The organism is Streptomyces sp. NBC_00568 (genome assembly GCF_026341855.1).
In the GTDB taxonomy this organism is placed as follows: Bacteria; Actinomycetota; Actinomycetes; order Streptomycetales; family Streptomycetaceae; genus Streptomyces.
Map to the genome: position 1 here is coordinate 467,570 of NZ_JAPENW010000001.1, position 24,864 is coordinate 492,433.

Below are 24,864 nucleotides of genomic sequence, written 5' to 3' on the forward strand. Positions count from 1 at the left end.
TTCACCCCTGCGTGGTCATGGTGATCCCCCTACCCCCCATTGCATTGCAGTCCATTGCAGCATCGGACCGATGCCGCCGCACTTCGGTGCGACGGCCTTTCCCGCGCCTGACGGACGCGGCGATCCGGGCGGTTGGAGCGGCGGCTCGGGGTTCAGCGACTCAGGGCTCGGCAAGGCCCGGGGCTCGGACGCGGCTCGGGGCCCGGACCCCTCGGTGGCTCGGACGGTTCACGCGGTCAGCTGGTAGATGCTCTTGCCCACCAGCCACAGCCCCAGGAACAGCACCAACGAAACCAGCGCCTGCTCCTGGTGCCCCTCCAGCCACGTACGCAGCTTCGCGAGCCGTACGTGGGCCGATCGCGGGGCGAACGTCGCGTAGAGCTCCATCGTCAGCAGGCTGGAACTGGCCAGCAGGCAGTAGCCCATCAGTGCCGCGTACGACGCGGCATGCGCGAGGTTCGCGTCCACGACCGTGGCGGCTCCGGCCGCGACCATCCCCCACGGCTGGAGCAGCAGCGCCAGCCCGGCCGCGGACCAGGGGGAGATCTGCTCGATCCTCGACATGAAGCCGGCCGACTTGCGCCGCTTGCCGATGTTGCGGCGGGTGCGCTCCGCGTAGCAGACCATTCCGACGCCGATGGCCAGTTTGACCGCCAGGGCGGCCGTCGACGGCGCGGACTTCGGCGCCGGTGGCTGGCCGCCGGTCATGATCAGTACGGCGGCGATGATGCCGACGAAGGTGGCCAGCCAGGTGAGGATGAAGGCGAGGCCCTTCCAGACTCCGTTGCGTGCCGACAGCACCAGCACGAATCCGGTGACCGGCAGCGGGTCCAGGGCGATCACCAGACCGATGAGGACCAGGTCAAGGACCATCGCCGCCCCCGCCTGGTCCAGCACGGCTCACCGCCGCGGCATCGCGCATGCCTTCATCGTCACCTCCCCCGCCCACCTCCACAAATCCACGGTTCCACCCGCCTCACCATCGCCCGCCGAACACCCCCGTACGGCCCAATGGCACTCGCGCCGCGAGCCCGGCGGACGCACCGGACCGCACCCTGGTTGCGCGGTCGCTCCCGACGGGGTGTGCGGCGACTGCCCGAAGCGGGGAGCGGAATACGCGCAGGCGAAGGACCCGGCCCGAACACCGGCGGCGGCCGGAGCCGTTGGCGCGGGCAGCGCGGGCAGCGCGGGCAGCGCGGGCAGCGCCGAGGAACGGTTCCCGGTGATCACCCGCCTCACCTCGCATCTCATCGCGGTGAACCTGCTGGACTCCGCGACATGGCTCGCCGCCCAGGCCTTCCTCACCGCCGTCCCCCTGCTCTTCGTGGTCGCCTCCTTCGCCCCTCGGTCGGTACGCACCGAGATCGTCGACTCCGTGCACGACGTCCTCGGCCTCGGCGGCTCCGCGGGCATCACCGCCGGTGCCGTCATCGCACGGGAACCCGCCGTGGCCCGCCGCCTGGGCTCGCCCGACCGGCCCGACCGGCCCAGCGCGGGAACCGGCCGTAACCCGAGGTCCGGGTCTCCCGATTCACCCAACTCGCCGGGCATATCGCCCAGAGCTACCTTGGTGAGCGGGCCGGACGACCCCTTCGGCCGGCAGGCCCGGATCACGATCCAAGGACGGTGGCCGGCATGACAGACGCACGTCACTACGACGTCATCGTTATCGGAACCGGCGCGGGCGGCGGGACCATCGCCCATCGGCTGGCACCCACCGGCAAACGGATTCTCCTCCTCGAGCGCGGTGGCTACCTCCCGCGCGAACGCGACAACTGGGACTCCACGGCGGTCTTCGTCAAGGGCAAGTACCGCGCCCCGGAGTTCTGGTACGACCGGCACGGCGACGAGTTCCCGCCCGAGGTCAACTACTACGTGGGCGGCAACACCAAGTTCTACGGCGCCGCGCTCTTCCGGCTGCGCCCGGAGGACTTCGGCGAGCTGCGCCACCACGACGGCCTCTCCCCCGCCTGGCCCCTCGGCTACCAGGACCTGGAGCCGTACTACACCCAGGCGGAACACCTCTACCTCGTGCACGGCCGCCACGGCGAGGACCCGACCGAGGGGCACACCAGCGCCCAGTACGCCTACCCGCCGGTCCAGCACGAGCCGCGCATCCAGCGGCTCAGCGACGACCTGGAGAAGCGGGGGCTGCACCCCTTCCACCTTCCGATCGGGGTGAACCTCACCCAGGACGACCGGGGCCGGGCCGTGCACACCAGCGCCTGCATCCGCTGCGACCGCGTCGACGGCTTTCCCTGCCTGGTCGGGGCGAAGTCCGACGCGCAGGTGATCTGCGTCGACCCCGCCCTCGAACACCCCAACGTCGAGATGGTCACCCACGCGAACGTCCGGCGGCTCGACACCGACGCCACGGGCCGGAGTGTCACCTCCGTCGTCGCGACGGTGGGAGACGGTGACGGCTCGGCCGACGGTACGACCGTCGAGTTCAGCGCCGACATCGTGATCGTCGCCTGCGGCGCCGTCAACTCGGCTGCCCTGTTGCTGCGTTCGGCGAACGACCGGCATCCGGGCGGCCTGGCCAACAGCTCGGACGTGGTGGGCCGCCACTACATGCGGCACAACAACCTCGCCCTGATGGCCATATCCGAGGAACCGAACGACACCAAGTTCCAGAAGACGCTGGCGCTGCACGACTGGTACCTGGGGTCCGACGACTGGGACTACCCCCTCGGCGGCATCCAGATGCTCGGCAAGTCCGACTCCGAGCAGATCCACGGCGAAGCGCCGCGCTGGGCCGGGGCCATCGCTCCCGACATGCCCTTCGAGGTACTCGCGCACCACGCCGTCGACTTCTGGCTGTGCGGAGAGGACCTGCCCCTCGCGGACAGCCGCGTCACCCTGGACCGGGACGGCGCCATCCATCTCGCCCTCGACGAGAAGAACAACATCGCCGGCCTCCAGCGCCTGCGGCACGAACTGCAGAGCATGCTCGGCCACTTGGGCATGCGCGAACACCATCTCCTCCCGCACAGCATCTATCTGCACAAGGGCATGCCCATCGGCGCGACGGCGCACCAGGCGGGAACGGTCCGCTTCGGTCACGACCCCGCCGAATCGGCTCTCGACATCAACTGCAAGGCCCACGACCTCGACAACCTGTACGTCGTCGACACGAGCTTCTTCCCGAGCATCGGAGCGGTGAATCCGTCGCTGACCGCCATCGCCAACGCGCTCCGCGTCGGAGACCACATCGCGGAGCGTCTGCAGTGACCCCCAAACACACGGCCGACGGCCACCCCCCGCACCACACCCCGGCGGAACGGGCCGCGCTCGGCAAGGCGGCCCGGTCCGCCGTACCCCGTTCCAGCCACGCCGACTTCGCCCCCTCGCCGAAGCGGACCGACCCGGTGGACGTCGTGGAGGGCCAGTCGGCGACCCGGGTGCCCGAACTCGTCCCGATCCGCTACGGCAGGATGACCGAGTCGCCCTTCCGCTTCTACCGTGGGGCCGCCGCCATCATGGCCGGGGATCTCGCCGACACCCCCCGGTCCGGGATCAGGGTCCAACTGTGCGGCGACGCCCACCTGTTGAACTTCCGGCTGCTGGCATCGCCCGAGCGCCGCATGATGTTCGACATCAACGACTTCGACGAGACGCTGCCCGGCCCCTGGGAGTGGGACGTCAAACGGCTGTCCACCAGCTTCGTCATCGCGGGCCGGGCGAACGGCTTCAGCACCAAGGAGCGCGCCGACATCGTCCGTGCGACGGTGCGGTCGTACCGCGAGTGGATACGTCGCTTCGCCGGGCTCGGCAATCTCCCCGTGTGGTACACGCATTTCGACGAGGACTGGGTACGGACCCATATCGCCGGGGAGTTGAGCTCGCGGGCCCGCGAGCGCTGGTCCAGGTCGACGGCCAAGGCGCGCGGCCGGGACACCCTCCAGGCCTTCGCCAAGCTCACCCACCTGGTCGACGGCCAGACCCGCATCGCCCCGGATCCGCCGCTGATCACGCCGCTGCAGGACCTGCTTCCCGATGTCGAACGCGGCGCGCTGGAGAAGCAGATCCGCCGGCTGATCGACCGTTACGGCCGGAGTCTGAACTCCGACCGGCGATTCCTTCTGGACCAGTACCGGATCGCCGACGTGGCCCGCAAGGTGGTCGGTGTGGGCAGTGTGGGCACTCGCTGCTGGATCATCCTGCTGCTCGGCCGGGACGACGAGGATCCGCTGCTTCTGCAGGCCAAGGAGGCCGACGAGTCGGTGCTGGCGCCGTTCGCCGGTGCCAGCGAGTACCGGACGCAGGGCGAGCGCGTGGTCGCCGGCCAGCGGCTCATGCAGGCCACCAGTGACATCTTCCTCGGCTGGGAGCGGGCCGACGGCATCGACGGCCGTCCACGGGACTTCTATGTGCGGCAGTTGCGGGACTGGAAGGGCATCGCCGAACCCGAGGCCATGGTGCCGTCCGGCATGCGGGCCTTCGGCGAACTGTGCGGTGCCACGCTGGCCCGCGCGCACGCGAGGTCCGGCGACCGGATCGCCATCGCCTCCTACCTGGGCGGGGGTGACGTCTTCGACCGGGCTCTCGTCCCGTTCGCCGAGGGCTACGCCGACCAGAACGAGAAGGACCACCAGGCACTCGTCGACGCCGTCCGCTCCGGCCGCGTCAAGGCCGAGTCGGCCTGACAAGGAGACCAGCATGGATCGCTATCCGCCCATCGCCGACCACGGCCTCGTCGGGGACCTGCAGACCGCGGCCCTGGTGTCGTCCCAGGGCGTCGTCAACTGGTTCCCGGCACCACGCTTCGACTCCCCCAGTGTCTTCGCCTCGCTGCTGGACCACGACGGCGGCGGCTACTTCCGCCTCGCGCCCGATCACCCCGACGGAACGTGGAAGCAGCTGTACTACCCGGACACGGCGGTCGTGGTGACGCGCTTCATGTCCCCGGACGGCGTGGGCGAGATCATCGACTACATGCCGGTCCTGACGGGCCCGACCCCGACCGACCGGCACAGTCTGGTGCGCGTCGTGCGCTCGGTGCGCGGCACCGTGCACTTCGCTCTGGAGTGCCGGCCGCGGTTCGACTACGCGCGGGCGGGCCACGAACTCGACCTGACGCCCGGCACGGCGGTGTTCCGGTCCCCGGGGGCGACCGCCTACCTCCAGGGCAACATCCCGTTCGAACGCGACGGGAACGATGTCCGGGGCGGCATCACGCTCGACAACGGCGAGCAGGCGGCCGTGGTGTTCACGGTGTGCGGGCCGGACGGCGAAGCGCCGCCGCCCCCCACGATCGACGGGCTCACCGAGGGCCTCTGGAACAACGTCGACTTCTGGCAGAAGTGGGTGCGCACCTCGAACTACCGGGGCCGCTGGACGGAGATGGTGCACCGCTCCGCGATCACCCTCAAGCTCCTCACCTACGCCCCGACCGGCGCGCCGGTCGCCGCGCCCACCATGGGGCTGCCCGAGCAGGTCGGCGGTGAGCGCAACTGGGACTACCGGTACACGTGGGTGCGGGACGGCTCGCTGTCGGTGCGGGCGCTGCTCGACCTCGGCTTCGTGGAGGAGGCGACCCAGTTCACGCGCTGGCTCGGCGACCGTCTGCGGGAGCGCGAAGGACCGGCCGACGAACCCCTCCAGATCATGTACCGGGTCGACGGCGACCCTCATCTGACGGAAGAGATCCTGGAGCACTTCGAGGGCTACCGCGGCTCGTACCCGGTACGCGCCGGAAACGCCGCCTCCGACCAGTTGCAGCTCGACATCTACGGCGAGGCCCTCTACGCCCTGGCCGAGGGCCGCGCGGTGGGTGAACAGGCGGGCTACCACGGCTGGAAGGGCCTGGCCGGCATCCTCGACTGGCTCGCGGACAACTGGGACCGGCCCGACGAGGGCATCTGGGAGACCCGCGGCGGGCGCAAGGACTTCACCTACAGCCGGGTGATGTGCTGGGCCGCGTTCGACCGGGGCCTGAAACTGGCCGCCGAGTTCAGCAGGCCGGCCGACACCGTCCGCTGGACGAAGGCCCGGGACGCGATCCTCGAACAGGTCATGGCGCGCGGCTGGAACGAGAAGGAGCAGGCGATCGTCCAGCACTACGACGGCGCCGTCCTGGACGCCTCCCTGCTGCTGGCCCCCCGCGTCGGCTTCGTCTCCCCGCGCAGCCCCGGCTGGCTGAGCACCCTGGACGCCATGGAGCGCGTCCTCGTCTCCGACAGCCTCGTCTACCGCTACGACCCCGAGGCCTCGCCGGACGGACTGCGCGGCTCCGAGGGGACGTTCAGCCTGTGCACGTTCCTGTACGTCGACGCGCTCGCCCGGGCGGGACGGCTCCCCCAGGCCCGCTACACCTTCGAGAAGATGCAGACGTACGCCAACCATGTCGGCCTGTTCGCCGAGGAGATCGGCCCCAGCGGAGAGCAACTGGGCAACTTCCCGCAGGCCTTCACCCATCTCTCCCTCATCATGGCCGCGACGACACTGGACGAGGCGCTCGACCGGCTGCGTCCCTGAACGTGTCCACCCTGTGGGTCCGTCGCATACGCGCTGTGTCCGGGAAGCCTGCGCGGGGGTCCGGTGTTTCCCGCGCTGCTCCTCGGCGGCGCGATGGGCGCCCTGCCGGCGCCGCTCGCCCCGACCCGGCACGGCCTCCGAGGCCGCCCGGTACGACGCGCCGGCCTCCCGTCCGGTCAGACGTCGCCGCGCTGTGTCCAGGTGCCGCGTCTGCCCGCCTTCATCAGCGTGTTGACGATGTGGGACCGCTTGCGGCTGCCGCGGAGCAGTTTCTCCGCCGCCAGTCCGAACGCCAGCGCGGGTGCCGCGAGTCCGAGCGTCTCGCCGGCGCCGAGGGCCAGCCCGGCACCGGCGAGACCGAGACCGGCTTCGGCGGCGGCCCAGGTGAACTGCCGAGGCGCTCCCCCGGTGGCCGGCAGCTTCGTTCGGACCGTCCGCAGCAGCGCTGACAGATCGTCGTCGGCCGCCGCCGCGTCCGCGGCGCGCAGCGCGTTCTGGAAGTCATCGCGCCGACGGGTCACGGCGTCGTCCTGATAGATCTTGGCGATGTCCTGCCAGCTCAGTGTTCCGACCGCCGCCAGGTCGGACGGGGTCAGGCCGTGCCCCGCGGGTGACGTGGAGGCAGGGCGCACGGGCTCGAACAGCGCGTCCGTCGGGCGCCCGAGGTACAGCCCGACGTCGGCCGCTTCCGGCAGGGACCGCGGGGATGCCCCGTCGGTGCCGAGCGTACGCTGCACCGCCGCGTTCCACGCCTGCGTCGCGGTGTTCCGGATCGCGGTCCTGTGCGGCGGGTCCGTCGCGTCGAGGTGGGCGATGAGCAGTGCTCTGCGGTGCCGGTCCGATTCTCCCAAGTGGTCGGCCAGGTAGGCGAGTGTGCGTTCCACCGGCGCGTAGTCGTGGCCCGGGAGTCCGGGCAGCTCCGCCACTTCCTCCAGCACGTCGCAGTACGAGCTGGGGCGCTCCACGGCACTCGTACCCAACGGCACTCCGGCTTCGCGGGAGAAGTGGTGCAGCGTCCATGCCACGGCCTGGAGCCTCTGCCGGACCGCGCTGCCCTCCTCGTACCGCGTTCCCAGGACGGTGCCTCGTGCGAACAGCGGACCCGGATTGGCGTCCCCACGTTCCAGGATCGCCTCCGCCAGCCTGATCACGGGCTCCGCCGTCTGGAACGACGACGAGAGCCATCCGGGTTCCAAGGCGCGATGCAACCCGGTGGTGACCAGGGTGAACGGGTCGCTCCCGGGTGGCGCGCCGGTGGTGCAGCGCAGGAACTCGGGGCAGCTGCGCGCGAAGGATCTGAAGTCGTCGGACTCGAACAGGGTCTGCACCACCGGGCTGTCGATGAGCTGGATGTCGCTCAGGACCACCGTGTGCCCCAGCAGGGCCTGGATCTTCAGCATGACGCCCAGCGACTGGTCCTGTGGAACCCACTCGGACAACCGCAGGTGCTCACCGTCGAGCCAGTAGGCGTAGATCTCCATGACCCTCTCCCCCGCTGAATGAGCTTCTTCTCATCGAAACCTGACGGCATGCCACCGCAGTCGTCCGCACGGAGGCGCGAACTCCGCTGGACGGCACGCCAGTTGCGGTGGGCCGCGAGACGATCATGCCAGTGACACCCGCTCTCCGACCCTGAAATCCGTTCGCTCCGAGCAGGCACGACTCCTACTCTCGGTCCATGAACAGGCCCCTCGTCGCCATCCTCAGTGGCGCAGGTATCTCGACCGACTCCGGAATCCCCGACTACCGCGGGCCCAACGGCCTGTGGCGGCGCGACCCCGAGGCCGAGAAGCTCGTCACGTACGAGTACTACATGGGCGATCCCGAGATCAGGCGCCGGGCCTGGCTGATGCGGCGCGAGAGTCAGGCGCTGCAGGCAGAACCCAACCCCGCGCACCGGGCAGTTGCCGAGCTGGAGCGGTCCGGGGTGCCCGTGCGGGTGATCACCCAGAACGTGGACGGACTGCACCAGCTCGCCGGAATGCCCGAGCGCAAGGTCCTCGAGCTGCACGGGACCGCGCGGACCGTGGTGTGCACCAAATGCCACGCCAAGGCACCCATGGAAGAAGCACTCGCCCGCGTCGACGCCGGGGAGGACGACCCGGCATGCTTGAAGTGCGGCGGGATCCTCAAGCCGGCGACCGTGATGTTCGGCGAACGACTCGACCCCGTCGTCCTCGGCGAAGCCGCCGCGATCACCAAGGCCTGCCAGATCTTCATCGCCGTCGGCAGCAGCCTCCAGGTCCAGCCGGCGGCGGGCCTGGCGGGCGTCGCCGCCGACCACGGAGCGCGGCTCGTCATCGTCAACGCCGAGCCCACCCCCTACGACGAGATCGCCGACGAGATCGTCCGCGAACCCATCGGCACCGCCCTGCCGGAGCTGCTGCGCCAGTTGCACGCGGCGAACCGATAGCCAGGAATGCCTTGTCCGGCTGCAATGCGGCAAGGTCGGCTGGTCCGACTCATCGTTGGCCGGCCGCGCGCAGGCGCTTGCCGCGCTTCCCCGTCGCGGCCTTGAGGGGGATCAGCACCACCCACCACCACTTCGCGCTCGTCGGGGACACGAAGGCAAGCGGCACCGCGATGGCGAAGACCGCCACCGTCGACGCCAGATCGGCCACATCGTTGCGGGCGACGGAGTCGGGCAGTGCCTCGCTGCTGAGCCACGGGCGTTTCCACAACACGACCGCCAGCGCGAGTTGTGCGGCTCCCACGGCCGCGACGGCGCCGGAGTAGGCGGCCACCGACTGCGGCTGGTCCCCGTACTCGGCCAGCAGGGTGGTGGGGAACGGCATCAGGGCGACCAGCCCCAGGCTCAGCAGCCCGAACCGGATGACCATCCCGTCAACTTCCCGTGTGAACCGGAACATCTGGTGGTGGCCCCGCCAGAACGCCGCGATGACCAGAAAGCTGATGGCGTACGCGAACAGGTTGGGCATCACATCCCCCAGCGCACGCTCGAACCCAACGGAGTCCAGCCCGGCAGGCAACGTGATGTCCAGCGCCAGCAGCGTCATCGCAATCGCGAAAACGCCGTCCGACAGCGCCAGGAGTCGCGCCGCGCTCCCCTCGTCGTCCCTCGCTCGCTGATGGCGGTCCACAACCCCCACCCTAGGATCAAGCATCTGGAAATGCCCAGATTGCCCCTTCTTCTCCGTCGCTGCGCGGGAAGCCGTTCCGGCGCTCCCAGGGGTCCGTTCGAAGTACCGTCGGGAGCGGCGGGCCGGTCGGTGGCAAGGCCTGCTCCTACGTTCGATCTCATGACGAACGCGTACACAGACCATGCGCAGACGCTCACCCGACGGGGCGCGCTGGCCGGGCTCGCAGCAGGGGCGGGGGCAGTCGCGCTGTCCGCGGCGTCAGCCGCCTCGGCGAGCTCGGCACCGGCGTTCGCGACGGAGCGTGACGCCCACCCTTCGGCCCCAACTCCCGCACCCGACGCGTCGCCGACGCCCGGCGCCATGCAGTTGTTCACGGACCCGGGGCTCAATTTCAACGCGCTGCTCGCGCTCGGGGGCGCCGGGTACGGCGCGGCCGAGGTCGGGGAGGTGCTGACCGCCGTCAACGCCATCAACGCCGCCGGGGCGAGCGAGCAGACCTATACCGCGGAGTTCCGCCGCTGGGGTGACCGGCTGACGACCACCGCCTCGCCTCACGAGCAGACACACCGCGCTCACTCGCTGCGCGCCGCCCAGTACTACGGGCAGGCGCTGTTCTTCGTGCTCGGCTCGGAGACCCCGGGTGACGAGAAGAAGCTCTATCTGGCGGGGCGCCGGTCCTGGGACACCTTCGCACGGCTGTGCACGCCGACGGCGATCACCGACCAAGTCCCGTACCAGGGCAGGATCTCGATTCCTGTCTGGTTCTTCCGCCCCGACGACTCGGGAAGGCCCCGGCCGACCGTCATCCTCACGAACGGGAGCGACGGCCCGAACGTCGACATGTGGACCTACGGGGTCTCCGCAGCGCTCGCCCGCGGCTGGAACGCGCTCGTCTACGACGGCCCGGGCCAGGGCCAGTTGCTCTTCGTCGACCAACTCGTCTTCAGCCCACGCTGGGAGCAGGTGGTCTCGCCGCTCGTGGACTGGCTGGAGCGCCGCAGGGACGTCGACGCCCGTCGGATCGCGCTGACCGGCCTTTCCATGGGCGGTGACCTCGCACCACGCGCCGCGGCCTTCGAGCACCGGATCGCCGCTCTGGCCGCGCTGCCGGGCTGCCTCGCCCCGTGGCTGGGCTTCCCGGCGGAGCTTCGGGACATCGTGACGCCGGACAAGGCGGAGACCAACCGTATCTGGAACGAGGAGGTCGCCCCCGAACTGACGCTGTCCGAGCAGTTCGTCCTCAAGAAGCGGATCGAGCCCTTCTCGATCCCGGCGATGCTCGCCGCCCGGCAGGGCCGGCTCTTCACCGACTTCTGGACACCGGCCCAGCGGATCATGGCACTCGACATCACCCGGATCGTGGGCCGCATCAAGTGCCCCACACTGGTCCTCGACTACGACGACGAGATCTTCTACCCGGGTCAGCCACGCGAGTTCTTCGAACTGCTGCGCACCCGCAGGGAGTTCCGGCTGATGCGGGCGGCCACCGGTGCCCAACTGCACTGCTCGCCGATGGCGCCGCAACAGCACTGCGAGGTCGTCTTCGACTGGCTGGAGGACACCCTGGGTCGGGGCGACCGCGGTTAGTCGGCATCGGTCAGGCCTCCCCGGCACGACCGCTATGTATTGCCAGCGATCACTGCGCGGGCCACGTGGGGGGCCTGACACCAACTGCCCACTTCGGTCGGTCCATAGGGCGCTACCGCCGTGCTCGCCCGCGTCGACGCCGGGGAGGACGATCCGCCGTGCCTGAAGTGCGGCGGCATCCTCAAGCCGGCGACCGTGATGTTCGGCGAACGCCTCGACCGGTCGGCCTCGGCCAGGCCGCCGCCATCGCCAAGGCCTGCCAGGTGTTCATCACGGTCGGCAGCAGCCTCCAGGTCCAGCCGGCGGCGGGCCTCGCGGGCGTCGCCGCCGACCACGGAGCCCGGCTCGTCGTCGTCAACGCCGAAGCGACCCCCTACGACGACCGCGCCGACGAGGTCGTCCGCGAACCCATCGGCACCGCCCTGCCGCAGCTGCTGGGCCGACTCTGCGGGGACGGCGGTCAAGTGCGGTGAGCTGAAGCGTTGTTCGCGGGACCGCTCGCAGGTGGCCCGCTAGGCGCGGATCCCGTCGCAGGCGAGGTGCAGCTGCCGCGGCCCGCGCAGCACGGCGTTCTTCCGGTACGGGGGCGGGTCCTCCAGCAGACGCGGGTTCTCCAGCCTCCGGGCCAGCTCCGACAGGGCGAACTGGGTCTCCAGCCGGGCGAGCGGTGCGCCGAAGCAGCTGTGGATGCCGCTGCCCAGGCCGAGGTGCTGGATGTCCGGGCGGTCCGGGTCGAAGCGGTCCGGGTTGTCGAAGCGCTGGGGGTCGCGGTTGCCCGACGCAAGGACCAGCCACAGGGTGGCGCCCTTGGGGATGGTGATCCCGCGGACCTCGATGTCGGCGACGGTGGTGCGCTGCGGCACCAGTTGCACCGGCGGCTCGAACCGCAGCAGCTCCTCGACGATGGGCACGGCCAGCCGCGGATCGGCACGCAGCCGCTGGAGGACGCCGGGATTGCGCAGCAGGGTCAGCATGCCGTTGGTGATCAGGTTGACCGTGGTCTCGTGTCCGGCGATGAGCAGCAGCGCCGCGGTGCTGAGCAGTTCCATCGTGGTCATCGGGCCGTCCTCGCCCTTGGCCGTCGCCAGCTGGGAGAGCATGTCCTCCCCGGGGTTCCTGCGGCGCTCCTCGATCAGACCTGCCAGGTACATGCCCAACTGCATCCGCGCGTCCTGCGCGCCCTTGTCCCGCTCGGCGGGATCGGCGTCCGGGTCGGGATCGAGGTTGGCGGCGAGGGTGTCCGCCCAGGTGTGGAAGCGCGCCTCGTCCTCGCGCGGCACCCCGAGCAGCCGGCAGATCACCGTCACCGGGAAGGGGTACGAGAACTGTTCCACCAGGTCGATCCGGTCCGGGTCGCCGATGCCGTCGATGAGGCCGGTGACGATGTCGCGGAGCTCTCCGCGCATCCCGTCGACCCGGTGGGGGGAGTGCGGCGGACCGAAGGGGCGGTTCGTCATGCGCCGCAGCCGGTCGTGCTCCGGCGGGTCGAGCCGCAGGAAGCCCGGCGGCAGAGTGCTCTCCTCCTGCGGCGCCTCGGCCAGGGGGTCGGCGGCGTTCGAGGCCAGGTTGCGGGCGTCGGAGCTGATCCGGGGATCGTGCAAGAGGCTGCGGATCTCGTAGTACGTGCTGATCACGTACGGCCCGTCGGCCTCGTGGTGGACCGGAGTCTTCCGCAGCTCCTCGTAGATCGGGTACGGGTCGGCCCGGTTGGCGTAGTCCAGGATCTGGTGCAGCAGGGATTGCGTCATGGCGAGTCCTAGAGTCCTAAAGTCCTCGGGGCCGTGCGGTCAGTGCGCCGGGGTGAACGTCATCCGGCGGTCGGCCGGCGAGTATCCGCTGAGGGTCACGGTGGGGCCGTGGGTGGGGACCGAGGGGTCGGGGAAGTCCGCGTCGAGCGGCCGCTGTCCGTCCGGGCGCCGGTCGACCGTGGCGAACGGCGGCGGGAACGGCGCGGTGGTCTCGATCAGCCCCTGGTAGAACGGCAGCCACCGGCCGTGGTCGAAGGCGACGGCGCCGATGACACGCCCCTGGTACCCGTACACGCCGAGGAACCGGTGATCCGCCAGCGAGCCCTGGGAGATGAGGATCTCCGTCCCCATCGAGGGGATCCCGACGGACTTGATGTTGACTCCGAACTGCGAGGACCAGAAAGCCGGCACCTCCATGTGGGGCAGGCGGTCGGTGCTCTCGCTGAGCATGTTGTGCGCCGCGATCCGGGCTTGTGAGACGGCGTTGCCCCAGTGCTCCAGGGACAGGAACTGGTAGCCGAACAGGGGGTGCGGGCACCGGGCGACGTCGCCGGCCGCGTAGATGTCGTCGGTGACGATCCCGCGGATGTCGAAGGCGCGGCAGCCGGCGTCACAGGCGATGCCACGGGGACCCGCGCCGAGTCCGGACCCGGCGAGCCATTCGGTGTTGCGCAGGGCGCCGAGCGAGACGACCACCACGTCGGCCTCCACGGAGGAGCCGTCGGACAGCTGGGCCGCGCGCACCCTTCCCGAGGCGTCGCCCTCCAGGGCGGTCACCATGACCCCGGTCCGCAGGTCCACGCCGTGCTCGCGCTGCATCTCGGCGGCGACCGCGCCGACCACCCCGCCGAGTGCGCCGACCAGGGGCGCGGCGCCGCGTTCGGTGACGGTGACGCGGAGGCCGCGCTCACGGCAGGCGGAGGCGATCTCCGAGCCGGTGAATCCGCCCCCGATGACCAGGACCCGCTTGGGGCCCGCCTCCAGCCGCCGCGCGAGCGCGGCACTGTCGTCCCGGCTGCGCAGCACGAAGACTCCGTCGAGGTCCGCCTCGGCCTCGTGCGGCCACGGCCGCGCCCGTACGCCGGTGGTGATCAGCAGCCGGTCGTACGGCACCTCGTCGCCGTCGGCCAGCCGTACCCGTCGGGCGGCCATGTCCAGGCCGGTGGCCGGGGTGCCGAGCCGCCAGGTCGCGTCGACGGACCGGAGCCTGGGCAGTGCGGTACGGTCGGCGCTCGCCCGGCCCAGCAGCACCTGCTTGGACAGCGGGGGCCGGTCGTACGGTTCGCAGGGCTCGTCGCCGATCATGGTCAGCGAGCCCGCGAAGCCCTTTTCCCGCAAGGTCTCGGCGGCCCGCAGGCCGGCCAGCGAGGCGCCGACGACGACGATGCGGCCATCGCGTTTGAGCCGGTCCAGGGATCCGTCACCGGGCATGGGACACCCCCTCTGCCGGTACGTCCACGGCGTCGGGTTCCACACCGTCGGGTTCCACCGCATCGACGAGGACGGCCTGGACCGGGCAGGCCGCGGCGGCCCGGTCCAGCTTCTCGCGCAGCGCCTCGTCGGGCTCAGGGTCGTACAGCAGCGCCTCGTCGCCGTGCATGGTGAAGATCTCGGGAGCGAGGAACGCGCACTGCGCGTACCCCTGACAGCGGTTCAGATCGACGGCAATCCGTACCACGGGATCGGTCCTCTCCAAGGGCCCGGTCAAGCCTCCTGCGACCACTCTCGGCGGCCGGGCGGGAAGCGGCGACGAGGAGCGGACCGTTCGAGTGAGCGGTGTAGGCGGATCAGGCCGGAGGGGCGGGCGGTGCCGTGGAGGGGCGACGGCCCCACAGGATGTTCAGGCTGAGGAGCAGCGCCCAGGCCGGGAAGACCAGCTCGGACCAGGGCACGCCCGTTCCCGCCACGAGCAGCGTCAGGCCCGCGAGATAGCCGACGACGACGAGCGGGCGCGGGAACACGCCGAGCCGGCGGCCGATGGTCGACGTCGTGATGATGAACACCGCCGCCATCCGCATGGCGTACGTGGTCAGCAGGGCGTAGGCGAAGTGGCTGCCGAAGGAAGAGGAAGCGTCCTGCGGGCTTTCGCCGAGCACGGTCCCGGCCGCCGCGGCGGCACCGAACAGCGTGGCGACGAAGACCACGCCGCTGCCCAGGAACACGGTGGCGACGAACCGGTCCTCGGCCCGGCCGGCCTGCTCGCGGAGGGCGCCCATGAACCACAGGAACGCGATCCCGGCGAACGGCACCAGCTCCAGCGCCGTCCGAACGCCGTTCCGCTGTCCGGCGTCGAGGGTCACGCCGTCCCCGCCGCCGGGCAGAGCGACGCGCACCAGCACGATCGCCGCGGCCATCAGGACCGCGAACACCACCCCGGCCGCCCCGGCGGCCCGGGGTGTCGCGAGGCGCTTGTACTTCCGCTCCATGGTCTCCCGCTTTCTGCCGGCTCCCCCTTCGTCCAGACACCAGTGATCGCGGGGCTCACGCCACCGGGGTCACCCGGGAGGAAGACCGCGGTGCGCCATACAGGTCATGACAGCCGGTCGAATCCGGGCCGCCCCTGACGATGCGCTGCGTGCACCTGGCCGCTGTCACATCCGCCGATGCCCTGCGACTCCGGCATCCCCGATCACCGCGGCTCGAACGGCCTGTGGCGGCGCGACCCCGAAGCCGAGAAGCTCGTCACGTACGAGTACTACAAGGGTGATCCCGAGATCAGGCGCCGGTCCTGGCGGAAGCGGAGGAAGAACCAGGGGCTCCGGGCGGAACCCGACGCCGCGCACCGGGCCGTGGCCGATGGGTTCACGGACGAGGTCGTCCGCGAACCCATCGGCACCGCCCTGCCGGAACTCCTGCGCCGGCTGGGCGACCAGGGGATGTCCGGCGGCCCGACGGGTGCGTGAGAGAGGTCAGAACAGCGCCGATCCGCTCTCGAAGTCCAGGAGTCGCTTCTTGCGGTCCAGGCCGCCGCCGTACCCGGTGAGGCTGCCGTTCGCGCCGACCACGCGGTGGCAGGGCACGATGATGCCGATCGGGTTCTTGCCGTTGGCGAGGCCGACCGCGCGGGAGGCGCCCATGTTGCCCAGGGCTTCGGCGAGTTCGCCGTACGACCGGATCTCGCCGTAGGGGATCTGCCGCAGCTGGTCCCACACGCTGCGCTGGAACGGTGTTCCCGCCATCCGCAGTTCGAGAGTGAACTCCTTCAACTCACCCTCGAAGTAGGCGTGCAGCTGCTCCGTCACCTCGTCGAAGAGCGTGTCGTCGCGCTCGCCGAAGCTCTCCTCCGGCGGGCGGTGACGCTGACCGACCATGTAGAGGCCGCACAGGACGCCGTCGTCGGCGACCAGGGTGAGAGGGCCGTAGGGGCTGTCGATGACCATGTGCTGTTTCACTGAGCGTCCTTGATGCGTGACGTGCGTCGAGTACGGGGAGCGCGTGGTGCGGGCTTCGTGGCGTCAGAGGTGTGCGGGGTGCCGGCCGGTGCGGGGAGGAAGTTGATCGGGTGGCTGCCCGTCGCCCACAGATACTGCACCGCGTACGCCCGCCACGGGCGCCAGGCCGCGGCACGGGCCGTCAGGGCGGCCGGTGTGGACGGAAGTCCCAACTCCTGGGCGGCGTACCGGATTCCGAGGTCGGTGGGGAGGAAGGCGTCCGGGTCGCCGAGGGCGCGCATCGCGATCACGTCGGCGGTCCAGGGGCCGAACCCGGGGAGCGCGAGGAGCCGGGCCCGCGCCTCCTCCCAATCGTTCTCCACTCCCAGGTGAAGTGTTCCGTCGGCGAGTTGACCCACCAGCGTGGTGAAGGTGGCACGCCGGGTGCGGGGCATCGCGAGCGACTCGGGATCGATCGCCGCGAGCGCCTCCGGCGAGGGGAAGAGATGGGTGAGGCCGCCGTGCGGGTCGGCCACCGGATCGCCGTGCGCGGTGACCAGGCGGGCGGCGTGGGTCCGCGCGGCGCCCGTGGACACCTGCTGCCCCAGCACGGCCCGTACGGCGAACTCGGCCTCGTCGACGGTGCGCGGAACCCGGCGGCCGGGAGCCTTGTCGACCAGCGGCGCCAGCAGCGGATCCGCGCGCAACTGGCCGTCGACCGCCACCGGATCGGCGTCCAGGTCCAGCAGACGGCGGCAGCGGCTGATCGCGACGGCCAGGTCGCGCAGGTCGCTGAGGGTCAGGCGGCACGCGATGTGGTCCGGCATCGGCGTCAGGCCGGCGATGCCGTGCCCGTACGGCAGCCGGAGCGTCCGCCGGTACGCCCCTTCGCGCCACTCCTCCACCCCGGGTACGGCCGTCGCCGCGAGGTGTCCGAAGAGGTTGTCGGGGTTGAGCGGGGCGCGGAAGGGGAGCCGGAGGTTCAGTACGCCAGGCATTCCCGGGGTTCCCGCGGCGGCTTCGGCCCGGCTCCTGGGCAGCCGGGCGCGCAGCTCGCTCGGGGACAGCGCGAAGACCTCGCGGACGGTGTCGTTGAAGGTGCGGATGGAGGAGAAGCCGGCGGCGAAGGCGACCTCGGCCATGGGGAGCGGTGTCGTCTCGATGAGCAGCCGGGCGGTCTGGGCCCGCTGGGCCCGGGCGAGTGCCAGCGGCCCCGCGCCCAGCTCGGCCAGGAGCTGCCGCTCGATCTGGCGGGTGCTGTAACCGAGCCGGAGGGCCAGGCCGGGTACTCCGTCGCGGTCGACCACCCCGTCGCCGATCAGCCGCATGGCGCGGGCCACCAGGTCGGCGCGGTGGTTCCATTCGGGTGAGCCGGGGCTGGTGTCCGGGCGGCACCGCTTGCAGGCCCGGAATCCTGCCTGCTGGCAGGCGGCCGCGCTCGGGTAGAAGGTCATGTTCTGCGGTTTCGGCGGCACGACCGGGCAACTGGGCCGGCAGTAGATCCTCGTCGTCGTCACGGCCGTGAAGAACCATCCGTCGAAGCGCGCGTCCTTCGACTGGACGGCACGCACGCAGCGCTCCGTGTCCGTGTGCATCCCGTTCTGCATGCCTCAAGCATCGGGTACCCGGGAGTGGCGGGGCTGGCAGGAATCCGACATCTACCTCGCCCTGCCTGCGACCGGCCCCGGCCCCCTCCGCCGGGTGTTCCCGATCCCGCGACCGGCCCTCACCCCCGCTGCTCGTGCTGTGCCATCTCCCGATCAGAACCCGTGCCGGAAGCGGTCAGCGGGGCTCCTCGCCCTGGGCGACCTCCACCTCGTGGTGGAAGGCGAGGACACCCGCCCCCGAGGCGCCGGCCGAGACGGCGGCGCAGGCTGCGAGGACGAGGGCGATCCGGACGGCGGCGCGGGGGCGGTGCCGGGGAGTGGACAGAAGTGCCGCGACCCGCTGCGGGACGGGACCCGTGGTGGCCGCGGGGGCGAAGCCGGGGCGGTCGGAGCGGGCGTCCCCGACGGCCAGGGCCGCGCGGGCGATGGCCCGGGCGGTCAGCCTGCGGTCCCCCACGGCGACGGCGGCGGCCTCGTCCGCGGCGCGCTCCGCCGCGAGCGCGACGGTCGCGCGGACCGCGCGCAGGCCGGGATGACAGTGGGCCGCGAGTTCGGCGGCGACGAGGAAGCGGTGGTGCCCGCCGGCGTTGTGGGCCCGCTCGTGGGCGAAGAGGGCCTCGCGCTCGTCGGCTCCGAGGCTGCGCAGCATCGCGGTGGTGACGACGATGCGGTGCGGCCGGCCCGGGAGGGCGTAGGCGTCGGGGTGCGGCGATTCGATCACGCACAGGTCGCCCGCGGCGGGGCGGCGGTCGGCCTGGCTGCGCGCGGAGCGGAAGGCGCGCAGCTGGCGCAGGCCCGAGCGGACCACGGTCCAGGCCCCGACGGTGAGCGCGCCGGTCGCGGCGGCGGCCGCGGGCAGGACGACGAGGTCCGGGGCCGTGCGCAGGGGGTGGACGAGGTCGCCGAGGCCCGCGAGGAAGGGCAGCTTGAGCAGCCCGGTCAGGAGCAGCGCGCCCAGCGAGGCCACTGAGGCCCCGGCCAGCACCACCATCGCGAGGGTCACCGCCCACAGGGCGGTCGCCGGGGCGAGCCGCTCGAGGCAGCGGCGGGCCGGCGGCCCCACCACGAAGGGCACCAGCAGCGGGATCAGCAGCAGAAATGTCATGCCTCAGCCGATTCCGGACCCGTGTCGAGGTCAGGCTCCAGCAGATCGCGCAGGAGCCGCTCGTCGTCGGGGTTCAGCTGGGCGACGAACCGGGCCAGCGCGGTCTCCCGGTCGTCGTCCCGGTCGAGCTCGCTGTGCATGCGCCGCGCGGTGAGGCCGTGCGGGTCCTGGACGGGGAAGTACGCGTAGCCCCTGCCCAGCCGCTCGCGGCCGACGATGCCCTTCTCGTGCAGCCGGGACAGGATCGTCGTCACGGTCGTCCGGGCCAGACCGGAGTCCAGCTCGCGTTGCACACGCCCGGGTGTGAGCGGCCCACCGGCGGCCCAGAGAGCCGCCATCACGCTGGCCTCCAGCTCACCCGCCGGCCGGCGTTCGTCCTTGCCACTGCTCATGGGAACGATCCTCATCCTGCCTTCGTCTACAGTCCAGTAGACCGTCTACAGAATTGTAGTCCGCCGGGTACGCGTATCGACCGTGCCCGCCCATCCAGTACGAGAGGGCACGTGACGATGGTCGCACCTTTGTTCGGAGCGTCACAGCTCGCCGTGAATCCTCTCAGCGCCCATTCCCTGCTCGCCGCCTTCGGCGTCCTGGGGGGTGGGAGTGATGACCGGCCTGCCGATCGGCCTCTTCCTGCCCGGGGGCTGACGGCTGTTCACGGCGGGCCTGCTCCGCACCGGATCGGGGCAGGACGGTCTGAAGCTGTCGCTCGCCCCCTTCACAGCACCCGGCGGCGGATCAGCAGCCCCAGCGCCACCAGCCCCGGAAGCAGGGGAAGCCATACGGTGAGCAGCCGGTAGCCGAGAACCGTCGACGCGGCCGCGCCGGCGGGCGCCCCGGCGAGAGTGAGGGCCAGGGCGAGGGCGGCGTCCAGGGAGCCGAGGCCGCCCGGGGTGGGCAGCAGGACGGCGGCACTGCTCGCGGCGAGGTAGGCGAGGGCCACCCGCGCCGGGGGCAGCGGCAGGTCGATGGCCTGGGTGACGGCGATGACCACGGCGGCGTGCAGTGCGGCGAAGGCGAGCGAGCCGCCCCACAACGCGGCCGCCCGCGCGGGGACTTCGTGGACGGCGCGGACGTCCAGCAGCACGCAGCGCAGTGCGCGCCGCAACGGTCCGGCCAGGAGAGCCGCGGCGACGGCGGCCACCACCGCGGCCACCGCCCAGACGGTCGCGGTCCGGGCGGTCGCCGGCACCTGGGGCAGACGCAAGGCCCCGGGGCAGGCCAGGGCGAGCCCACCGATCAGACAGCCGCGCACCGCGGTCCCGGCACAGGCCTTGACGGCGAGGGCGGTCGCGGAGCGGGTGACGGGCAGTCCGCACCGGGTCAGGAACCGCAGATTGACGGCGCCCGCGCCGAGCCCCGCGGGCAGCACGTGGTTGGCGGCGGAGGCCGCGAACTGCACCGCCACCAGTCGCCCGGCGGGCAGCGGCCTCGTCACCGCGCCCTGTTGCGCGAGCGCCGAGCACGCCCAGGTCGCGATGGTGGCGGCGGTCGCCACCAGCAGCCAGCCGCGGTCGGCGACGGCGAGCCTGCCCACTCCCTCCTCGATCACCGGCCAGTGCCGACGGGCCAGAATCCCGGCGCACACCAGAACGAGCAGCGAAATCCCCGCGTGCCAGGACACCCGCCCGCCCCGCACGCCCCCGGACAGCCGCCGCCCGGCGGTCACCCCCGCGCGGTCGGCCACCGCGGGGGACGGCGCCCCGCCCGCGCCGGACACCGGCTCGGCCGACGGCACTCCACGTCCGCCGACGATCGGCTCGACCAGGGGTCCCCCTCCCCCGTGCCCCGGCGAAGGCCTGTCCGGCGGGACGGTCACGGCGTGCCGCCCCCCGCTCCCGGGGCGACGTAGACGTTCAGGCGACCGGCGCGATGCGGTGCCCAGTCGCGGGCGTACCCCGGCGGCCTGGTCCCCGGTTCGGTGAGGACGGCGACCGGCATCCGCCGGGCGTCCCGCGTGATGCTCGCCCGGGTGGCGTTGGCGTTGTGGCCACCGGTCGCCACGGAGGCGCAGCCGGTGTAGTAGGCGATGGGCACGGCCTGACGGCCGGTCAGCCGGCAGGGCGGCCGCACACCGAGCCGGTGGAGCTCCGTCGCCGTCGCCGCCCAGCCGCGGTGCCCGTCGGTGGTGCGCCGCACCGTGTCCTGCAGGACCGCGAACTGCACGGCCAGATGACCGGCGAGACCGAGGGCCACCAGCGTCACGATCACCGGTCGCCAGGGCCGGCCGGGGGCGGCGACCAGGTGGACGAGGGCGTCGGCGACGGGGATCGCGAGGAGGGCGTAGAACGGGAGCAGGAAGCGCGGGGCGGCGTATCCGATCATGAAGAGGTACGGGGTCGCGGCCGTCGCGGCGCAGGCCAGGAGGAGCAGGGTGGCCGCGGGGCGACGGGCCTTGACGGCGATCACCAGGCCGAGGGCCGCGACCAGCGGCAGGACGAACCACCACGCCGTCACCGCGGGGCCCGGCATCCCCCCGGTGCACGGCCGGCACAGCGCGCGTCCGCCGAGGCTGCGCAGTTGGTCGCCGATGGCGATGTTCCAGCCGAGGCCGCCCTGGATGCGCGAACCGTCCGCGAGCCGTTGCCCCAGTCCTCCGTACCCGACGTACGCCTCGACGATCCACTCGGCTGCTCCGGCGAGCAGCCCCGCCGCGAGCGCGAGCAGCGGCCGGGCCCGCCGCCACCGGGGGACGGCCACGGCGGCGACCAGCAGCGGCAGGGTGACCCAGACCGCGTCGGTGGGCCGCATCCAGGCCATCAGCGCGGCACTCAGCCCGACCCCCAGCGGTGCCGCCCGGTTCCAGCGGTCCGCCTGGGCGCGCAGGAAGCACCCCACGCAGACCAGGGCGCCGATCGCGACCCAGTAGTTGGGCATGGCCTGCGGGCCGTAGAAGAGGGTGACCCACAGCGTCGCGAAGAACGCGCCCGCCACGGCGAGGACCCGTACCGGGAAGAGTCCGCGCCAGACGCGCAGGGCCACGAACAGGCCGAGTCCGGACAGCACGGCGAGGTAGACCCGCAGCAGGCTGGTGGACGACGACCAGGAGGCGATCGGCGCCACGAGCAGGGAGACGCCGCGGGCACGCGGCGCGCTGAAGAACGCGGCGGGGGCATGCGGGGAGACCTGGCTGACGTACACCGTCTCGTCCCAGCCGAGGCCCATCGCGGGGTGCACGAGGACCAGTTGGGCCACGGTGAACGCGCCCGCCACCAGGGCGAGCAGGCGCGGGTCACCGGCGTACCGGGACACGCGGGCCGCTCTGTTCGGCGGTCCGTGCCGGCGGGCGCCGATGAGCGGGACGTTCAGGGTCTTGGCCATCGTCCACCCTCCATCCCTACACGCTGTAGGGTTATTTCACCCTACAAGACGTAGGGTGAAGGCGGGAGCCGGGGATTCCCGGACAAATTACCGCGCTCATGGGCAAGTCGCCGCGCCGGTCGGGCATCCGAGGGAACACCCGGGGCGGTGTGCGCGGCCCCTGAGGCCGGGGGGACGCCCGCATCGGCACCCTTCCCAACTCCCCTACGCGCTGTAAGGTGACGGGCATGGCTGGCACAGGTCCCCACGGAAGGGCGGAGCGGCGCAGCGCGGGCGAGCTGGAGAGCGAAGTCCTCGCCGCCCTATGGGCCACCGACGACGCGCTGACACCCGCCGAGATCCAGGCCGAGATCGGCGGCGGACTCGCGTACAACACCGTGCACACCATCCTCAAGCGCCTGTACGACAAGGGCCTGGTGCTCCGTGACGTGGACGGCCGGCGCGGCGCCTACCGGCCCGCGAAGAACGCGGCCGAGCTGACCGCCGAGGCCATGCACCAGGCCCTCGACCGCGGACCCGACCCGATCGCGACCCTTCAGCAGTTCGTCACCGGGCTCAGCCGCCAGGAGGAGGAAGCCCTGCGCGACCTCCTCGGAGGGACCGGTCCATGAGGATCGACGTCTACGTTCCGCTCGCTCTGGCACTGCTCCTCGCGGGAGTCGCCCCGCCGGTGGGCAGGCGGGTGTCGCCGGCCCTGGCGGCCCGCGCCCTCACGGCCGCCGCCGCGCTGACCGCGGCGGCCTCCACGTGGGCCCTGCTGCTGCTCTCGATGACGCTGATCGACCAGGCGCCAGCGGTGATCGCCGAGGCCGGCGAGGAGGGCCGGTCGCTGCCGGAGCCCGTCCCGGAGACCGTCGCGCTCTTGGCGGTGGCAGCCCTCGGCGTGATCGCCCACCGGCTCCTCGGCGTCGTACGAGCACACGCCTCCACCCGCCGGATGATGCTCAGGCTGTGCGAGGGGCACCCGCCGGACAGCGAGCTGGTCGTCGCCGCCTCGCCGACCCCGCACGCTTTCGCCATCCCCGGCAAGCCGGGCCGGATCCTGGTCACGGCCGCGATGTTCGGTGCGCTGGAGCCGGCCGAGCGGCGCGTTCTGCTGGCCCACGAACGCGCTCATCTCACCCACCGGCACGCGGCGTTGTCGACGGCAGTCGCCCTGGCCGCGGCGGCGAACCCGCTGCTCGTGCCGGTGCGCGCCACCGTCACCTTCCTGCTGGAGCGCTGGGCCGACGAGGAGGCCGCGAGCACCGTCGGCGACCGGCACACGACGGCCCGCGCCCTGGCGCGGGCCGCCCTCGTCTCCCAGCGCGCCCGCACGGGATGCGCCCTGCATTTCTCCGAGCACGCCGTCACCCGTCGGATCGCGGCCCTGCAGACCGCTCCGCTGCCCGTCGTCCGGTCCGTCGGCGTGGCCGTCCTGGCGCTCGGGGCCCTGCCCGCGCTGGGCGCGGTCGACGCGACGGGCGATCTGCTGCGCCTGCTCGCCGAGACACTGCCCGGCCTGTAGAAGGGCGGGCCACCGTTCACGGCTCTCGCTGGATACGGTCGCGCTCATGACACCTTCCGAGACGGCCCGCCACGACCTGTCGCACTCCGGGCGGGTTCGGTGCGCGACGTTCAACGTGCTGCACGGGCTGCCGATGGCGGCGGGAAGGCCCGTTCCCGTCCCGGCCGCGAGCGGCTGCGAGACGCCACTCGTCCGGGCCGTCGTCTCGCTGGACGCCGACGTGCTGGCGCTCCAGGAGCTGGACCGGCTGCAGGAACGCTCGGGCGCGGTGGATCAGGCGTCGGTCGCCGCCGTGGGGTCCGGTGCGCACGACTGGCGTTACGCGTCCGCGTTCCACGGCGGTCAGGCGGCGGACGGCGGCTGGGTCCAGGACCCGTCCGAGCCGAGACTGCGGGTGTACGGGCCGGGCGGGGCCGACGCGGCCCTCGGTGTTCCCTCGCACGGCATCGCTCTGCTGTCCCGGCTGCCCGTACGGCACTGGAGGGCGCGACGGCTGGCCCCGGCGCCTCTCCCCATGCCGCTGCGGACGCCCGGCCGCCGGGGACTCACCGTGGCCAGGGACCAGCCGCGGGCGGTGCTGGCCGCCGTGCTGGAAGGGCCTCGCGGGCCGTTCACCGTGGTGGCGCTGCACCTGTCGTTCGTGCCGGGCTGGAACATCCGCCAGTTGCTCACCGTCCGCGCCTGGATCGCCGACCTGCCCCGGCCCCAGGTGCTTCTCGGCGACTTCAACCTCACCGGCGCGATCCCGCGAGCGGTCCTCAACTCGGCCGGGCCGACCGGTCGCACCGAACCTCGGCGGAACCGGCGGAACCAGCGGGAAAAACCCCTTCCGGTGCCGCGCGGCTGGCGGGACCTGGCCCGCACGCCGACCTATCCGGCGCACCGTCCCCTCGTCCAGTTCGACCATGTACTGGCCACCGGAATCGAGGCGGGGGCGGCCGGTGGGGCACACGCGCCGCGTACCGCGATCTCGGATCACCGGCCCCTGGTGGTCGAACTCTCCCTGTGACCGAGGCGCGCGGCCGCGTCCGGTGGCC

Annotated in this window: 22 protein-coding genes and 2 pseudogenes; 11 read left to right on the forward strand and 13 right to left on the reverse strand. The window is 72.1% G+C overall.

Annotated features, from left to right (window positions below; genetic code table 11):
- Positions 1-228: 228 nt before the first annotated feature.
- The gene (locus OOK38_RS02025) at positions 229-873 is read right to left on the reverse strand and encodes a GAP family protein (RefSeq protein WP_266763807.1); all 645 of its coding nucleotides are present in this window, start codon (positions 871-873) and stop codon (positions 229-231) included.
- Here OOK38_RS02025 and OOK38_RS34480 point away from each other — a divergent pair.
- Genes OOK38_RS34480 through OOK38_RS02045 form a run of 4 tightly spaced genes read left to right on the forward strand, consistent with a single transcriptional unit; the run spans position 851 to position 6,480 of the window.
- Positions 851-1,639, forward strand: coding sequence for a hypothetical protein (locus tag OOK38_RS34480; protein WP_323178777.1), 789 nt, complete (start codon positions 851-853; stop codon positions 1,637-1,639). The genes OOK38_RS02025 and OOK38_RS34480 overlap by 23 nt on opposite strands.
- Positions 1,636-3,234 carry a GMC oxidoreductase gene (locus OOK38_RS02035; protein ID WP_266763806.1) on the forward strand — a complete coding sequence of 533 codons (1,599 nt, stop codon included), beginning with the start codon at positions 1,636-1,638 and terminating at the stop codon, positions 3,232-3,234. The genes OOK38_RS34480 and OOK38_RS02035 overlap by 4 nt, the downstream gene beginning before the upstream one ends.
- Positions 3,231-4,649: a DUF2252 domain-containing protein gene (locus OOK38_RS02040; protein WP_266763805.1), complete on the forward strand. Its 1,419-nt coding sequence runs from the start codon at positions 3,231-3,233 to the stop codon at positions 4,647-4,649. Before OOK38_RS02035 ends, OOK38_RS02040 begins: the two co-directional genes overlap by 4 nt.
- A gap of 13 nt (positions 4,650-4,662) precedes the next feature.
- Entirely contained in the window at positions 4,663-6,480 is a 1,818-nt protein-coding gene (locus tag OOK38_RS02045; protein ID WP_266763804.1) for a glycoside hydrolase family 15 protein, read from the forward strand.
- Between the two features lie 176 nt (positions 6,481-6,656).
- On the opposite strand, the gene OOK38_RS02050 is transcribed toward OOK38_RS02045, so the two are convergent.
- Positions 6,657-7,961 carry a hypothetical protein gene (locus OOK38_RS02050; protein ID WP_266763803.1) on the reverse strand — a complete coding sequence of 435 codons (1,305 nt, stop codon included), beginning with the start codon at positions 7,959-7,961 and terminating at the stop codon, positions 6,657-6,659.
- A gap of 197 nt (positions 7,962-8,158) precedes the next feature.
- Here OOK38_RS02050 and OOK38_RS02055 point away from each other — a divergent pair, with 197 nt between their 5' ends.
- Positions 8,159-8,893, forward strand: a complete 735-nt coding sequence (locus OOK38_RS02055; RefSeq protein WP_266763802.1) for an NAD-dependent protein deacylase — start codon at positions 8,159-8,161, stop codon at positions 8,891-8,893.
- A 49-nt stretch (positions 8,894-8,942) separates the two neighbouring features.
- Here OOK38_RS02055 and OOK38_RS02060 read toward each other — a convergent pair whose 3' ends face one another.
- Complete coding sequence (locus tag OOK38_RS02060; protein WP_266763801.1) at positions 8,943-9,581, reverse strand: TMEM175 family protein; 639 nt, start codon at positions 9,579-9,581, stop codon at positions 8,943-8,945.
- 159 nt (positions 9,582-9,740) lie between these two features.
- Between OOK38_RS02060 and OOK38_RS02065 the strand changes: the two genes are divergently transcribed.
- On the forward strand, positions 9,741-11,168 hold the full coding sequence (locus OOK38_RS02065; protein ID WP_266763800.1) for a S9 family peptidase: 1,428 nt from the start codon (positions 9,741-9,743) through the stop codon (positions 11,166-11,168).
- A 123-nt stretch (positions 11,169-11,291) separates the two neighbouring features.
- Positions 11,292-11,641, forward strand: a pseudogene (locus OOK38_RS02070) (NAD-dependent deacetylase); the annotation flags it as partial.
- A gap of 39 nt (positions 11,642-11,680) precedes the next feature.
- Here the strand turns inward: OOK38_RS02070 and OOK38_RS02075 are convergent.
- The 4 genes from OOK38_RS02075 to OOK38_RS02090 all read right to left on the reverse strand — a co-directional run bounded on the left by OOK38_RS02075 (position 11,681) and on the right by OOK38_RS02090 (position 15,342).
- Positions 11,681-12,916 carry a cytochrome P450 gene (locus OOK38_RS02075; RefSeq protein WP_266763799.1) on the reverse strand — a complete coding sequence of 412 codons (1,236 nt, stop codon included), beginning with the start codon at positions 12,914-12,916 and terminating at the stop codon, positions 11,681-11,683.
- A gap of 39 nt (positions 12,917-12,955) precedes the next feature.
- A complete protein-coding gene (locus OOK38_RS02080) occupies positions 12,956-14,347 on the reverse strand; it encodes an NAD(P)/FAD-dependent oxidoreductase (RefSeq protein WP_266763798.1) in 1,392 nt (463 codons plus the stop codon).
- Entirely contained in the window at positions 14,337-14,594 is a 258-nt protein-coding gene (locus tag OOK38_RS02085; RefSeq protein ID WP_266848060.1) for a ferredoxin, read from the reverse strand. The genes OOK38_RS02080 and OOK38_RS02085 overlap by 11 nt, the downstream gene beginning before the upstream one ends.
- Positions 14,595-14,703: 109 nt before the next feature.
- Positions 14,704-15,342: a hypothetical protein gene (locus OOK38_RS02090; RefSeq protein ID WP_266763796.1), complete on the reverse strand. Its 639-nt coding sequence runs from the start codon at positions 15,340-15,342 to the stop codon at positions 14,704-14,706.
- Between the two features lie 177 nt (positions 15,343-15,519).
- On the opposite strand from OOK38_RS02090, the pseudogene OOK38_RS02095 reads away from it, so the two are divergent.
- Positions 15,520-15,714, forward strand: a pseudogene (locus tag OOK38_RS02095) (Sir2 family NAD-dependent protein deacetylase); the annotation flags it as partial.
- A gap of 111 nt (positions 15,715-15,825) precedes the next feature.
- Here OOK38_RS02095 and OOK38_RS02100 read toward each other — a convergent pair.
- The 6 genes from OOK38_RS02100 to OOK38_RS02125 form a co-directional block, all read right to left on the reverse strand.
- Positions 15,826-16,308, reverse strand: coding sequence for a methylated-DNA--[protein]-cysteine S-methyltransferase (locus OOK38_RS02100; protein ID WP_266763795.1), 483 nt, complete (start codon positions 16,306-16,308; stop codon positions 15,826-15,828).
- Positions 16,305-17,894, reverse strand: coding sequence for an AlkA N-terminal domain-containing protein (locus OOK38_RS02105; RefSeq protein ID WP_323178778.1), 1,590 nt, complete (start codon positions 17,892-17,894; stop codon positions 16,305-16,307). The genes OOK38_RS02100 and OOK38_RS02105 overlap by 4 nt, the downstream gene beginning before the upstream one ends.
- 175 nt (positions 17,895-18,069) lie before the next feature.
- Entirely contained in the window at positions 18,070-18,999 is a 930-nt protein-coding gene (locus OOK38_RS02110) for a M48 family metalloprotease (protein ID WP_266763794.1), read from the reverse strand.
- Positions 18,996-19,391: a BlaI/MecI/CopY family transcriptional regulator gene (locus OOK38_RS02115; protein ID WP_266848061.1), complete on the reverse strand. Its 396-nt coding sequence runs from the start codon at positions 19,389-19,391 to the stop codon at positions 18,996-18,998. Before OOK38_RS02115 ends, OOK38_RS02110 begins: the two co-directional genes overlap by 4 nt.
- Before the next feature lie 326 nt (positions 19,392-19,717).
- The gene (locus OOK38_RS02120) at positions 19,718-20,623 is read right to left on the reverse strand and encodes a lysylphosphatidylglycerol synthase domain-containing protein (RefSeq protein WP_266765920.1); all 906 of its coding nucleotides are present in this window, start codon (positions 20,621-20,623) and stop codon (positions 19,718-19,720) included.
- Between the two features lie 191 nt (positions 20,624-20,814).
- Positions 20,815-22,320, reverse strand: coding sequence for a hypothetical protein (locus tag OOK38_RS02125; protein WP_266763792.1), 1,506 nt, complete (start codon positions 22,318-22,320; stop codon positions 20,815-20,817).
- A gap of 227 nt (positions 22,321-22,547) precedes the next feature.
- On the opposite strand from OOK38_RS02125, the gene OOK38_RS02130 reads away from it, so the two are divergent.
- The 3 genes from OOK38_RS02130 to OOK38_RS02140 are packed head-to-tail and all read left to right on the forward strand — an operon-like array spanning position 22,548 to position 24,836.
- A complete protein-coding gene (locus OOK38_RS02130) occupies positions 22,548-22,931 on the forward strand; it encodes a BlaI/MecI/CopY family transcriptional regulator (protein WP_266763791.1) in 384 nt (127 codons plus the stop codon).
- On the forward strand, positions 22,928-23,827 hold the full coding sequence (locus OOK38_RS02135) for a M48 family metalloprotease (protein ID WP_266763790.1): 900 nt from the start codon (positions 22,928-22,930) through the stop codon (positions 23,825-23,827). The genes OOK38_RS02130 and OOK38_RS02135 overlap by 4 nt, the downstream gene beginning before the upstream one ends.
- Positions 23,828-23,873: 46 nt before the next feature.
- A complete protein-coding gene (locus OOK38_RS02140) occupies positions 23,874-24,836 on the forward strand; it encodes an endonuclease/exonuclease/phosphatase family protein (protein ID WP_266848063.1) in 963 nt (320 codons plus the stop codon).
- Positions 24,837-24,864 lie beyond the last annotated feature (28 nt).